The following is a 13,532-nucleotide window of genomic DNA, read 5'->3' as shown; positions in this document are numbered from 1 at the left end:
TTTTCTTCACTTTTATATTTAAGCGAAAGGTTAAAACCATTCTTTTTTTTCATTCTCTATTTTTAAAACTCAATACCTATAAACAAAAAATATACATCTATTACCAATATTAACGATCGATTAACTTTCGGCCTATTGTTCTACAACTGAACTTTTAAATGTAATTCACATAATTAATGAACTAGAAAAACGAATAAATACACTGGACATGGAGTTCCAAATCAATGAAAACAATACTGGCATGTATGGCAGGCCTGGCCACTTTACCTATGGTTGCGCATGCAGATTCCCCTTATTTTAGCCTACAGGATGGCGATGGCTTTAAGCGCTTTTCGGTATCAGTAGGTGCATTGCATGTGATGCCGCAAGGCAAAGCGCAACCATTTGCAGTCAATACAGCCGTTAAGAATGGTGAAACATCACGAGTTGGTAACATCTCAATTAACTCAGTCAAAAATAATCTTGATCCAAACATGGATCCAAATCTATCCTCTGTTTTTGTCAATTTTCTGGATTTACTCGGTACAGAAACACTGTCAGAAGACCTTAGTGGGCGAGCTCAAATCTATGGACTGGAAAGCTGGAGTAATCCCGGTACAGGTCTGGAAGCAGATGATGTGACTACCCTCGGTATTTTGACCAACTATTATTTTACCGATCATATTTCTTTTGAAATCAAAGCCGGCATTCCACCAAAAGTAGATCTGCAAGGTAGTGGTAAAATCTATGCGCCTTTCTCTGCGCTTGCTACACCAAATTTAGGAGTTATCGACCTGCCCGCCATTGAATTGAAAAATGATATTCTGATTACCGATCTGGAAGCTTATGGCCCAACCGCTTCGGCTCGCGCCTGGACACCGGCATTTGAATTCCAGTATCACTTTGGTAAAACTGGGGTCAATAAATTCCGGCCTTATGTCGGCTTAGGTGTCATGTATGCCTACTTCAATGAACTGGAAATTAACTCACGTACCGAGCAGGACCTGATCGCTGCTGGCCATATGATTGCCAATATTAAACAAGGCAAAGCAGGTGCTTCCCTGGATGGCACACCAAGTTCAGCCAATCCAAAAGTAGACCTGGAAGCATCAGACACCTTTGCACCTGTCGCGACCCTTGGTTTTAGCTATGACTTTAATGACACCTGGTTTGCAGTCGGCTCTATTTCTTATGCGCATCTAAAAAATGACACTACCATTACAGTGACTGACGCCACTTTGGGTGAGCTGATTCGTTCCAAAGCTGATATAGAAATTAATCCGATTTTGGCCTATGCCGGATTTGGAATGCGCTTCTAAGTTAATTTCTACTTTTTAGAGAAAACGGCTCCGGCCGTTTTTTTTCGCGAATGATATTAATAAAAAAAATTTATCTTTTGATCAATTTTTATTTAATCGTCTCTATTGCTCGAATCGAATACTATACCTATCAAATTTATAGGCATGAATGATGTATGGCTGACAGTCAGTTTTCCCAATCTCTGGTTTTTATGCTCATTGGCTCTGCCATTATTTTGGCATTGTCACTGGGCGTACGTCATGCATTCGGCCTGTATCTGGTACCGATGAGTGAAGAGTTTGGCTGGGGACATCATGTTTTTAGCCTGGCCATTGCCATGCAAAACCTGATCTGGGGTGCAGTTCAGCCAATTACCGGAGCATTTGCTGATAAATATGGCAGCAAGATTGTCGTTGCTGTAGGCGGAGCCTTATATGCAATCGGCCTGCTCCTGATGGCAGTCAGCTCGACCGGGCTGCTACTCAATCTCAGTATGGGGTTAATTTTAGGTCTGGCCCTTTCAGCCACCTCATTTTCGGTTTTATTATCTGCCGTCGGACGTGCAGCACCGCCAGAAAAACGCAGTATGGCCATGGGAATTGCCAGTGCGGCCGGATCTTTTGGCCAGTTTATCATGCTGCCTTCGACTCTGCTGCTATTACAGAATTTCGGCTGGTCAGGGGCACTAGTGGTCAGTGCTATCTTAATTGCGCTGATTGTGCCCTTAGCCTGGATGCTGAAAGCACCGATGTATGTTGCCCCGAATGCAAGCCTTACACCAAATAAGGCCTCACTCAATTTTAAACAGATTCTGGTGGTGGCGAAAAATCATAAACCATTCTGGTTTCTGGCGATGGGCTTTTTTGTCTGTGGTTTTCAGGTGGTGTTTATTGGCATTCATCTGCCCGGCTATCTGATTGATCATGGTTTTAATGCCACGACAGGCACGATTTTTCTGGCGCTAGTCGGTTTGTTTAATGTGGTGGGCACCTATACGGCCGGCTGGCTTGGTGGAAAATATTCCAGACCGCATCTGCTGATGGGCCTTTATGGCTTGCGCGGGATCGCGATTATTGCCTTTCTGATACTGCCCCTGAGTACATGGACAGTCTATGCCTTTGGTGTCATTATGGGATTACTCTGGTTATCGACCGTTCCGCTGACCAATGGCATTGTCGCAAATATGTTTGGTGTTAAATATCTGACCATGCTCAGTGGTATTGTGTTCTTTGCCCATCAGGTTGGCTCATTCTTTGGTGGCTGGCTTGGCGGAGTCAACCATGACTTGAGTGGCAATTATAATGTGGTGTGGATGCTGTCAATTGTCCTCAGCATTTTTGGTGTACTGGTACATTTCTGGGTCAATGAGGAGCAAATCGTCCATGACTGATTCTCTACTGAAACTCAAAATCTCGATTGCTGTGACGCTGTTGCTCTTACTCGCTTTGTCGATTGCACTGTGGTTTCAAACACCTGAGCTGTTTGAATATTTTAATCAGGCTTTCTGCGCCCATTAAACTGCTAAAATAGCATCAGCAAAAAAGACGCAATCTATCGCACAATAAGTTAAATGCTTCAAAATCAATAAAATAATAAAAATACAAGACTATTCATAAACTTATCATTTCTTTTGATTTTATTTCAGTTCGGAGTTTTCTTAGATTCTCATCAACAAGAAAACTTTGAGACTTTATAATGACCAGTTTAACCCAACTTTCGCAAGCCATTCATGATGCTCCACGCTGGCATCAGCCAGATCAATTGCAACATCCGGATGAAATCAAAATTGTGCCGCAAACCGGCCAAGCCTTGGGCGCAGTGGTCTATGGTCTGGATGCACGTAAAGCCCAGTCATCTGAAACCATTCTAAAATTAAAACAGGCACTGGCCGAGCATCTGATTCTGATCTTTAAACACCAAAGTCTGAATGATTTACAGTACCTGGCGTTTTCCACCTATTTCGGATCAATTTTCCGCCCAGGTGCAGATACGCCGGTACTGGCTGCGCAATCGGATAGCGGTGTTCCACCTGATGTCGTTGCGGTTTCCAATGCCGTCGGTCAAGGAGATTACACCGGGCATGGTGAACTCAATCCACATGCCGATCATCAATGGACACCCTTACCGTCTTTTGGTTCCTTCCTGTATGCGATTGAACTGCCTCAGGACGGCGGCCAGACCAGCTGGATCAATACCATTAAAGCCTATGATGCACTTGATGAAGAAACCAAGGTGCAAATTAATGGACTGCAACTGATTACCTATAACCCCTTCGTACGCCGTAAAAAAACCAGAGATCATGCTGATGATCAAGGCTATGGGAACAGCCCGCTATACCGCTTTAAAGATCAGCCAGTATTAAGTCACGCCTATCCGCATCCACTGGTACGCACTCACCCTGAATCCGGTCGTAAAGCTTTATGGCTGAACACGCATACCGAAGTCGAGCTGGTCAATTATGACGATCAGGCTGGCAGCGAACTGATTTCCAGATTACGTGAGCATGTCTCCAAACCGGAGTACGCTTATGAACATCATTGGGAAATTGGCGATATTGTGTTTTGGGACAACCAGGTGACTTTACACTCCCGCCGACCTTTCCCGGCCGAGCAGCGTCGCTTGTTAAAACGCATCAGTCTGGCAGGCAGCCGTCCTTTTTAAAAAACAAGAAATCAAAACAACAAGAAAGGTCATTAAAACCTTCAATAATAATGACTTAGAATGTGGATCTTGTACCATTGAGACTTTGACCGGCTCAATGGTTTTTTATTTTCCCCAACAATAAATTATCTTTCATAAATCAAAAAATGATCGTTATATTCATATTTAAATGCAGATTTAAAGTTCCTTCTCCCCCTGGGATGAGAAACCCCGCTTCGCAAGAAGATGAGGGAAAGGCTATAAAAAATGATTTATAAAAGAATTCTGATAAAAGTGCCTGGTTCTGAATACAACATTTGATTCAGTAAATCTTTTAACATAACAGAGCGCCTGTTTACTTTTCCTCACCTAATCTGCCTAGTGTATTTTCCTTTTTCTGCTTAACGTATTAGAAAATCAGCAATAGCAATATGGAGAGGATAAGCAGATGAATGAGCTTCAATTTTCAGATTGTGTGCAGGCTTGTATGCGCTGTTCACTGGCCTGTGCCAACTGTGCCAGTGCCTGTCTTAAAGAAGAGGATCTGGAGATGATGCGGGAATGTATCCAGCGCTGTCTGGAGTGTGCCGATATCTGTCAGCTTTGTGCCCGTATGGAACAAAAGCAGTCTCCATTCATGCATGAGATGTGTGAACTTTGCGCGAAAGCATGTGATTACTGTGTTGAAGAATGTGGTCATCATCAGGATGCACACTGCCAGCAATGTGCCGAGGCTTGCCGCCACTGTGCGGAACAATGCCGCAAAATGGCTGCTTAAAAATTCAATTTAATCCACTTGTTCTTGGTCTTAAATTGAACCGGTCAATACTTGTAATATCCCTCTGATTTAAACCATCCAGCTAAAAAACCCGCAAGCATTCACTTACGGGTTTTTCTGTCTAAGCCCAATATCTGGTTTAGAATAAACGGTTCATACCATTTAATGTCGCTACACGATAAGCTTCCGCCATCGTCGGATAGTTAAACGTAGTTTCTACAAAGTACTTGATCGTATTGTTCGGGCTGTTCATGACCGCCTGACCAATATGGATAATTTCAGAGGCATTATTACCGAAGCAATGTACACCCAAAACTTCCAGCGTTTCACGATGGAACAGAATCTTTAATTCGCCCATGGTATCACCGGTAATTTGTGCACGTGCCAAATGACGGAAAGATGCCTGACCCACTTCATATGGAATCTTTTCTTCAGTCAACTGCTGTTCAGTTTTACCAATCGAAGAAATTTCCGGAATGGTATAAATCCCTGTTGGAATATCAGTGACCGGCGCAACATCTTTTTCACCGCTCATGTTTGCACCCGCACAACGACCTTGGTCGTAGGCAGCAGAGGCCAGCGAAGGCCAGCCAATTACATCACCGGCAGCATAGATATTCTCAACTTCGGTTTGATATTGATCATTTACAGTCAACTGACCACGGCTGTTCGGTTTTAGGCCGACATTTTCCAGCCCCAGACCATCGGTATTACCTGAACGGCCATTACACCATAAAATTGCATCGGCTTTGATTTTCTTGCCGCTTTGCGTATACATGACGACATGGTCGTCAAATGTTTCTAAAAAGTCGATCTGTTCATTATGACGAATCAGTACACCCTGTTCACGCAAGTGATAAGACAGTGCATCAGAAATTTCATCATCCAGATAGCTTAAGAGTTTGTGCTGGGTATTGATCAAATCAACTTTATGTCCAAGACCGATAAAGATCGAGGCATATTCGCAACCAATGACGCCCGCGCCATAAATAATGATTTTCTGGATGGAATAATCCAGATCCAGAATTTTGTCTGAATCAAATACACGCGGGTGATTGAAATCCAGGATGTCTGGGCGGTAAGGACGTGAACCTGTCGCAATTACCAACTGCTTAAACATTAAGGTTTCTTTAATACCTTCAGGCGTAAACACAAAGATGGTGTTTTGATCCTGAATGTAGGCACGACCATGAAAAATGTCGATCTTATTGCGATCATAGAACCGCGAATGTGTATCTACTTGTTGTTGAATCACTTTATGCGCATGACGCAGTACTTGCTTCATGGTGAACTGTTTCCAGTCACCGACTTTTTGAAACAGTGGATCACGTTGATAACGGATAATACTGGATACCGTTTGACGCAATGCTTTACTTGGAATCGTACCGACATGGGTACAGTTACCACCAAGCTGTTCACGCATCTCAACGATCGCAACACGCTTACCAGATTTGGCAAGTTTCATTGCCGCGCCTTCGCCCGCAGGGCCTGAACCTAGAACTACCGCATCATACTTAACGAAAGCCCCACTAACGACCTCTTTCTTACGTGGCATTCAACGCTCCTTAAAATTAAAAACATTTCACTTTAATCTAGTGCATATTATGACGTAAATCCTGTTGATTTGGTGTATTTAACTCGCATATATTATTTGATGAGAACATTTTTTAAATGAATACCCCTTTTTGCCCTATTTATAATGAAGTCCGTTATAATAAACGCGCTATCTTTGAGTATCTCCCCCTTCAAAAACAGTGGAAAAGTTGAATATGTCTGAAAACCGTAAACCAGAACAGGGTGTCAAACTTCGCGGCGCGGAAAAGCTTGCCCGCATTCCTGTAAAAGTTGTTCCTACGGTTGAAACGCCACGCAAACCGGACTGGATCCGGGTAAAAATGGCGGCACCTGAAGAAGTTCAACGAATCAAAACCACACTGCGCCAGCAAAAATTACATACGGTGTGCGAAGAAGCCGCATGTCCAAACCTGCCTGAATGTTTTGGTGGGGGAACTGCCACCTTCATGATCATGGGGGATATATGTACCCGTCGCTGCCCGTTCTGTGACGTAGCGCATGGCCGTCCGAATGCACTCGATGCAGATGAACCGCGTCATATGGCTGAAACCATTGCCAACCTGGGTTTGAAATATGCGGTAATCACTTCAGTAGACCGTGATGATTTACTCGATGGCGGTGCACAGCATTTCGTCGACTGTATTAAGGAAGCACGTGCATTAAGCCCAAATACCTTGCTGGAAATTCTGGTACCAGACTTCCGTGGCCGTATGGATATTGCCCTGCGCATCATGACTGAATGTCCGCCAGATGTGTTCAACCATAATATCGAAACAGTGCCGCGTTTATACAAAGCCATGCGTCCAGGTTCTGATTATCAGCACTCTTTAAACCTGTTGAAAATGTTTAAAGAATACTGCCCGGATATACCGACTAAATGTGGTTTGATGGTCGGAATTGGTGAAACTGAAGAAGAAGTAATTGCATTACTTGATGATCTACATGCACATGGCGTGGACTATGTGACCATTGGTCAGTATCTACAGCCTTCAAAAGAACATGCAGCGATTGATCGCTTCGTAACTCCTGAAGAATTCGAACGTTATACTGCACATGGCCAAAAACTGGGCTTCCGCAACATCTGGGCGGCTCCAATGGTTCGTTCAAGTTACTTTGCCGACCGCCAATACTACGGCGAACCAGTGCCGGCAGTGCGTCGCAAAACTGACCCTGCCAAGAAAATTGCTGTTCAAACCATTGAAGCTTAACCCTGTTTAAATAAAAGCCCTCTTCTGTAGAGGGCTTTTTTATGTCTTCAATTTAATTTTTCTTCAGTATTAAAGGCTATTTTTTAGTTTAAGCTAAGATTAAGTCATTACTTATTTTCACATTTCTTTGCGCGTTCTCACTTGAAGACTGAGCATTTTTCAAACAACCTCAAAATAGATGAAAGACTTAAACATAACATTGCAATACTTGAAAAAGATCATTCTCACAAATGTAATACTGAACCTGTCTGATCCTCAAACGACTAAAAATGAATGAATAGTGGTGAAATAGTCCTGAGAGATCCCGGCAAAGACAGTGTTGTATAAATCTGGAGAAATATAACAATGTCATTTATTTTCGCTGTGCTACTGCTGTTACTGAGTTTATGGGCTGTATTCTATTTTCAGCTCTCGCGTAGTGCGGGTGCAATCGTGCTGATGGTCATGTCAGTGGTCTGTGCCTTTATTAGCCCATGGTCGCTGATTCTCGGCATTCCATTCATCCTGATTAGCCTCGTGGTGATGATCAAGCCTCTGCGTATGTCATTCATTTCCAGACCGGCCTATAAAGTGCTGGCCGGTGCCATGCCGAGTATCAGTCCGACAGAACGTGAAGCACTCGACTCCGGAACCAGCTGGTGGGAAAAAGAACTGTTTATGGGTGCGCCAAACTGGGAAACCTTTAACAATTATCCTTATCCGAAACTCTCGCTAGAAGAACAGGCTTTTCTCGACAATGAAGTTGAAACCTTGTGCAGCATGCTGAATGAATGGGAAATTCATGAGCAGAAAGCGCTGCCTGATCATGTCTGGCAATATATCAAGGAGCATGGCTTTTTAGGTCTGATCATCCCCAAAGAATACGGTGGTCGTGCATTTAGCTCTTTTGCCCAAAGCCGGGTGATGAGCAAGATTTCCTCACGTTCCCTTACCACAGCCGTGAGTTGCATGGTGCCGAACTCTCTGGGTCCGGGTGAACTGTTGCTGCATTATGGTACCGAAGCGCAGAAAAACCGTTATCTGCCGGGCCTGGCGCGAGGTGAAGAGATTCCCTGTTTCGGCCTGACCAGTCCGGAAGCGGGTTCTGATGCTGGCGCCATTCCCGATACGGGTGTGGTCTGCTATGGCCAGTTTGAAGGTCAGGAAGTCCTAGGCTTGAGAATGAATTTTTCCAAACGCTGGATTACGCTGGCACCCATTGCAACCGTGGTAGGTCTGGCCTTTAAAATGTATGACCCGGATCATCTTTTGGGTGAGCAGACTGAATATGGCATTACCTGTGCCCTGCTCCCTGCCAGTCACCAAGGTGTAAAAGTAGGCCCTCGTCATAATCCCGGCCCGCCTTTCATGAATGGTACAGTTGAAGGTGAAGATGTATTTATTCCTCTGGACTGGATTATTGGTGGCGTAAAAAATGCCGGTAAAGGATGGCGCATGCTGATGGAATGTCTGGCTGTAGGTCGTGGCATTTCCTTACCGGCACTCTCGACTTCTACGGCGGAAATGACTTATTTAAATGTCGGGGCTTTTTCCCGAATCCGTCAGCAATTTAAAATTTCAGTCGGCAAGTTTGAAGGTGTTCAGGAAGCCAATAGTGAAATCGCCAGTGATACCTATATGCTGGAAGCTTTTCGTTATCTGGTGACGTGTGGCCTTAATCAGGGCGGTAAGCCTGCTGTGATGACAGCGATTGCCAAATACTATGCCACTGAAGGAATGCGTAAGGTGGTGAATCACGGTATGGACGTGGTCGGTGGCCGCGCCATTCAGATGGGACCACGTAATTTTCTGGCACCTTATTATCAGGCGATTCCAGTCTCCATTACTGTTGAAGGTGCGAATATTCTCAGTCGCTCCCTGATGATTTTTGGCCAGGGTTCAATGCGTTGCCATCCTTATCTATATGAAGAATTACAACTCTTGCAGGCTGCAGACCCGGCAGCAGCACTCAACCCTTTTGACAATTTACTGTTTAAGCATCTGGGTTATACCTTTAACCGTACCGCCCGCTCCTTTGCCTACGCCTTTACCGGTGGTTCAAGTGCAGCACCGCAAAGTGCGGTTGACTTTACCCGCCCTTATTACAAGGTCATTAACCGGCTGAGTGCCAACTTTGCCTTAACTGCGGATATGTGTCTGGGTTTGCTGGCAGGCGATATCAAACGCAAAGAAATGCTGTCTGGACGTCTAGCCGATATTCATGCTCATCTGTTTATTGCATCCTCTATTCTGAAGTATTTTGAGCATAGCAAAAAGACTGAAGATGAACGTTTACATGCACAGCTTGCAATAGAAAAGTCACTCTATACGGCGCAGGAAGCATTTTATGATCTGTTTACCAACTTCCCGGTGGGTGCAGCAGCAGGCATGGTCAAACTGTTATGTTTCCCATTTGGCCGTCCCGTACAGAAACCTTCAGACCAGCTCAAACAGCAGGTTGCAAATAGCATGATGGAAGATAACGCATTCCGTCAGGCATTGAAGAAGCATGTCTATTACAACACCCATGAAACTGATGTAACCGGACGCATGGAATCGACTTTCACTATGTTACTGGATATTGAACAGCTTTGGGATCGCTTTAAAAAAGCTGAAAACAAAGGTCAGTTTAAGGGTTTAAGCTTTGCCGAGCATGTGGCAGATGCACAGCAATATGGCTTTATTAATGATGAAGAAGCAGAAAAACTGCTTCACTATAATACACGTCGTTATGACAGTATGTTGACTGATATCTTTGATCTGCATTTACAGGAAATTCTGGAGCTTAAAAATCCGTATCTCATCAAGGCTGATGCCACAGGAACCGATACCTCTGTTCAAAGCGATCCTTCGCACTCAACTTCACCTTAAATTAAACTTTGATCAAAGGTGGCATAACTTCCAAAGTGGGGTGGTAATTCAATACTTCACTTTGGAATCTTTCCGAGTGGCTTTTCAGCCACTTTTTTACGACTATTGCACGATGGTATTTCGCATTAAAAGTACTAAGCTAGTCCTATAAGAAAATTGAGGGTAAACCATGTCACAACAAGATTATGAAAATGGCCTGAAAGTTCGTACTGAAGTCATGGGTGAAAGTTTCGTCAAACGTGCACAGGAAAATACCGTGACTTTTACCCAGCCTCTACAGGACTGGATTAATGAACATGCCTGGGGTTCAACCTGGCAACGTGAAGGTGTATTACCACGTAAATACCGTTCTTTAATTACCATTGCCTTCCTTACAGCTCAAAAAAGCCCAACTGAACTGAAAGGCCATGTTCGTGGTGCGCTGAATAATGGCGCGACGGTTGAGGAAATTCAGGAAGTGTTACTCCATAGCCTGCCATATTGCGGCGCACCGGCAACTCAGGAAGCCTTTCGTGCGGCGCTTGAAGTGATTCAGGAATATCAGGCAAATCACTAGAATTTAAAGATGAAGGCAGGTTTGGACATTACAGAGGCCTGAGAGCGTTTAAAATCGGCTTAGGCTATTTAAGAGTTTCATCAATCAAAAAATTGATTACTGATTAATATTTAAAATAGGATTTAAAGTTCCTTTTCCTTAAGGAACGAGAGCATTGCTTCGCAAGAGGATGAGGAGATTTTTTATAAAACCTCTCCTTAACTTTTCCTATAAAAAGAGGGAATTTCCTTGATAATGGTTAATGATTGAAAAATGATTTATGAAAGAACTCTAAAAAGCCGGGAGTTTTTAAATTCCCGGCTTTTACTTTTAGATAGAAAATCAGTGTTTCTGGATTCGGTTTAATATGAACCGCCTCTCTGACTAAAATTGTTCTCTAAAACATTTATCCCCTCAATTCAATTTGGGTACGTTGTTCCAGTCCTTGTACCGCTGCGGAAAAATCCAGCTGGCTGGCCAGAGGCTTGGCAATCTGCTGAAACTGCTCTTGAATTAAAGACATGACTGATAAATCCAGTTGCTGTTGCTGTACCAGTTCCAAAGCAATACCGATATCTTTCTGCAATAAATCTAGCGCAAAAGTTTTGCTGAATTCACGATTTAAGACACGCTGTGCCATGATATTTTCCGACATACTGCTTTTACCACTGGAATGATTGATACAGTTCAGCGCACTACCCAAATCTACACCCTGCCCTTTCAGTACCGTCAAGCCTTCAGCAAGTGCCCATAAATGGGTAGCCATCAAAGTATTGTTCACTGCTTTTACTGCAAAACCAGAACCACTTTCACCGACATATTCAATCAAGCCGGCAAAAGCTTCAATAACCGGTTTAGCTTGTGCAAATGCATGCGCATTGCCCCCCACCATGACAGTTAAAGTGCCTTTCTCTGCCCCAATGGTCTGGCCAGAAACGGGTGCATCCAGATAATAACTCCCCTGTTGCTCCAGTCGCTTTGCCAGTTTTTGTGCAGATTCCGGCACACCACTGGTACAGTCAATCCAGATCGCACCTTGCTTTGGTGGATGTTTGGCAATTAAATTCTCTACATCCTGGCTGGTCGGCAAGCAGGAAAAGATAAAGTCTGCCTGAACGGCCTGTTCAATATCTACAGCCTGAGTCCTGAAAGATTGAGCATGATCTAGCGCTTTCTGTTCAGTCCGGTTCCAGACCCAAACCTGATGTCCAAGTTTTGGCAAATGAGAGGCCATATGCCAGCCCATTGCCCCAAGTCCTAAAAATGCAACTGTATGACTCAAAAAATACTCCTCCTATTAAGCAACCGGCTTAGCCTCAACTTCCGCTGTGGTCGATGCAGGTGCAGGCAATTCTTTATCTTCACCACGATTCAGAAACAGATTCAGTAAAATCGCGGCCAAAGTCGCAGTACCAATCCCGCCCAGATCAAAACCGCCAATCTGCAAGCTATAGTTACCTGTACCCATGATCAGGCAGACAGCACCAATGATCAACGTACTGTTCTTGTTAAAGTCAACACGGTTATCTATCCAAATTTTGGCACCAGCGACAGTAATCAAACCAAATACGACGATGGATGCACCGCCCAGTAAGGCCACTGGAATGGTACTAATCACAGCACCAAATTTTGGAGAAAGTCCCAGCAAGATGGCGAAGATACCGGCAAAGAAAAACACGGTGGTTGCATAAACCTTGGTAACTGCCATGACACCGATATTTTCAGCATAGGTAGTCATCCCCGTACCACCGACAGACGCTGATAATGAAGTACAGACACCATCCGCAAAGAAACCGCGACCCATATATGGCGACAGGTTTTTGCCGGTCATCGCAGATACTGCTTTGAAATGTCCCAGATTTTCTGCTACCAGAATAATCGCCACAGGTGCAATCATCAGCATGGCATTCATTTCAAAGACTGGACTCTGGAAACTCGGCAAACCAAACCATGCCGCTTCACTGACTTTACTGAAATCAATCGCAGCTCCGAAGCCCATCACATTGGTGAAAAGGAAATAAATCAGGTAGGAAGACAATAAGCCCAATAACAGCAGCAAACGGCGCACCATCCCGCGGGTAAACACGGCAATCACACTGATACATATAATGGTGACCAGCGCCATCCAGGAATCAAACTGGTTGGCAGATACACTTTTGATCGCGACCGGTGCGAGATGCAGACCGATAATCATCACGATCACGCCCGTGACTACCGGTGGCATCAGCTTTTCAATCCACGCAGTACCGGTTTTCATCACCAGCAAACCAATCAGCGCATAGACAAGACCGCAGGCAATCGTTCCCCCAAGTGCCAGCCCAATATTGGGATTCGCGCTAACCCCTGAATAGCCGGTAACTGCTACCACGGCACCAATAAATGCAAAACTGGATCCCAGATAACTCGGCAATCGGCCGCCAGTGATCAGGAAAAATAAAATTGTGCCAATCCCGGTAATAAATATGGTGAGATTGGGATCAAAGCCCATTAAAAGCGGTGCCAGCACGGTTGCCCCAAACATCGCGAACACATGCTGTAAACCGAGAATAATGCTTTTTCCAGCTGGCAGATATTCATCTGTTTGCACTGGTGTTGAATCGATATTGCCTTGGTAAGGCTTAAATTTTGGAAACCACGTTTCTTTTTCTTGCATCGGCTTCCCCTCCTT

11 protein-coding genes are annotated in these 13,532 nt (G+C 44.3%); 8 read left to right on the top strand and 3 right to left on the bottom strand.

Features of this window, described 5'->3' with window-relative positions; translation table 11 throughout:
* Nucleotides 1–224 precede the first annotated feature (224 nt).
* The 5 genes from KUG37_RS07025 (at nucleotide 225) to KUG37_RS07010 (ending at nucleotide 4,696) form a co-directional block, all read left to right on the top strand.
* Nucleotides 225–1,298, top strand: a complete 1,074-nt coding sequence (locus KUG37_RS07025; protein WP_216934462.1) for an OmpW family protein — start codon at nucleotides 225–227, stop codon at nucleotides 1,296–1,298.
* 155 nt (nucleotides 1,299–1,453) lie between these two features.
* Nucleotides 1,454–2,668, top strand: a complete 1,215-nt coding sequence (locus KUG37_RS07020) for an MFS transporter (RefSeq protein ID WP_216934459.1) — start codon at nucleotides 1,454–1,456, stop codon at nucleotides 2,666–2,668.
* Nucleotides 2,661–2,795, top strand: a complete 135-nt coding sequence (locus KUG37_RS14835) for a hypothetical protein (RefSeq protein WP_302052316.1) — start codon at nucleotides 2,661–2,663, stop codon at nucleotides 2,793–2,795. The genes KUG37_RS07020 and KUG37_RS14835 overlap by 8 nt, the downstream gene beginning before the upstream one ends.
* Nucleotides 2,796–2,973: 178 nt before the next feature.
* The gene (locus tag KUG37_RS07015) at nucleotides 2,974–3,939 is read left to right on the top strand and encodes a TauD/TfdA family dioxygenase (RefSeq protein WP_216934458.1); all 966 of its coding nucleotides are present in this window, start codon (nucleotides 2,974–2,976) and stop codon (nucleotides 3,937–3,939) included.
* 427 nt (nucleotides 3,940–4,366) lie between these two features.
* Nucleotides 4,367–4,696 (top strand): four-helix bundle copper-binding protein, encoded by a 330-nt coding sequence (locus tag KUG37_RS07010; RefSeq protein WP_216934455.1) that lies wholly within the window; start codon nucleotides 4,367–4,369, stop codon nucleotides 4,694–4,696.
* Between the two features lie 139 nt (nucleotides 4,697–4,835).
* On the opposite strand, the gene sthA is transcribed toward KUG37_RS07010, so the two are convergent.
* Nucleotides 4,836–6,251: a Si-specific NAD(P)(+) transhydrogenase gene (sthA, locus tag KUG37_RS07005; protein ID WP_216934453.1), complete on the bottom strand. Its 1,416-nt coding sequence runs from the start codon at nucleotides 6,249–6,251 to the stop codon at nucleotides 4,836–4,838.
* Between the two features lie 214 nt (nucleotides 6,252–6,465).
* Here sthA and lipA point away from each other — a divergent pair, with 214 nt between their 5' ends.
* The 3 genes from lipA (at nucleotide 6,466) to KUG37_RS06990 (ending at nucleotide 10,885) form a co-directional block, all read left to right on the top strand.
* A complete protein-coding gene (gene lipA, locus KUG37_RS07000) occupies nucleotides 6,466–7,479 on the top strand; it encodes a lipoyl synthase (protein ID WP_216934451.1) in 1,014 nt (337 codons plus the stop codon).
* Nucleotides 7,480–7,824: 345 nt separating this feature from the next.
* Nucleotides 7,825–10,329: an acyl-CoA dehydrogenase gene (locus KUG37_RS06995; RefSeq protein WP_216934449.1), complete on the top strand. Its 2,505-nt coding sequence runs from the start codon at nucleotides 7,825–7,827 to the stop codon at nucleotides 10,327–10,329.
* A 169-nt stretch (nucleotides 10,330–10,498) separates the two neighbouring features.
* The gene (locus KUG37_RS06990) at nucleotides 10,499–10,885 is read left to right on the top strand and encodes a carboxymuconolactone decarboxylase family protein (RefSeq protein WP_216934447.1); all 387 of its coding nucleotides are present in this window, start codon (nucleotides 10,499–10,501) and stop codon (nucleotides 10,883–10,885) included.
* 385 nt (nucleotides 10,886–11,270) lie between these two features.
* Here KUG37_RS06990 and KUG37_RS06985 read toward each other — a convergent pair whose 3' ends face one another.
* Entirely contained in the window at nucleotides 11,271–12,146 is an 876-nt protein-coding gene (locus KUG37_RS06985; protein ID WP_216934445.1) for an NAD(P)-dependent oxidoreductase, read from the bottom strand.
* A 15-nt stretch (nucleotides 12,147–12,161) separates the two neighbouring features.
* Nucleotides 12,162–13,517 carry a pyrimidine utilization transport protein G gene (gene rutG, locus KUG37_RS06980; protein ID WP_216934443.1) on the bottom strand — a complete coding sequence of 452 codons (1,356 nt, stop codon included), beginning with the start codon at nucleotides 13,515–13,517 and terminating at the stop codon, nucleotides 12,162–12,164.
* Nucleotides 13,518–13,532: the final 15 nt, after the last annotated feature.

Origin of the sequence: Acinetobacter sp. BY419, from assembly GCF_019038395.1 — a bacterium.
In the GTDB taxonomy this organism is placed as follows: Bacteria; Pseudomonadota; Gammaproteobacteria; order Pseudomonadales; family Moraxellaceae; genus Acinetobacter.
Note: the sequence above shows the minus strand (reverse complement) of the source record. Positions and strands in the feature narration are given on the sequence as shown.

Coding starts and splice junctions, on each gene's coding strand:
- KUG37_RS07010 (WP_216934455.1), top strand. CDS start 4,367: ATGAATGAGCTTCAATTTTCAGATTGTGTGCAGGCTTGTATGCGCTGT.
- KUG37_RS07020 (WP_216934459.1), top strand. CDS start 1,454: ATGGCTGACAGTCAGTTTTCCCAATCTCTGGTTTTTATGCTCATTGGC.
- sthA (WP_216934453.1), bottom strand. CDS start 6,251: ATGCCACGTAAGAAAGAGGTCGTTAGTGGGGCTTTCGTTAAGTATGAT.
- lipA (WP_216934451.1), top strand. CDS start 6,466: ATGTCTGAAAACCGTAAACCAGAACAGGGTGTCAAACTTCGCGGCGCG.
- KUG37_RS06995 (WP_216934449.1), top strand. CDS start 7,825: ATGTCATTTATTTTCGCTGTGCTACTGCTGTTACTGAGTTTATGGGCT.
- KUG37_RS06990 (WP_216934447.1), top strand. CDS start 10,499: ATGTCACAACAAGATTATGAAAATGGCCTGAAAGTTCGTACTGAAGTC.
- rutG (WP_216934443.1), bottom strand. CDS start 13,517: ATGCAAGAAAAAGAAACGTGGTTTCCAAAATTTAAGCCTTACCAAGGC.
- KUG37_RS07025 (WP_216934462.1), top strand. CDS start 225: ATGAAAACAATACTGGCATGTATGGCAGGCCTGGCCACTTTACCTATG.
- KUG37_RS14835 (WP_302052316.1), top strand. CDS start 2,661: ATGACTGATTCTCTACTGAAACTCAAAATCTCGATTGCTGTGACGCTG.
- KUG37_RS07015 (WP_216934458.1), top strand. CDS start 2,974: ATGACCAGTTTAACCCAACTTTCGCAAGCCATTCATGATGCTCCACGC.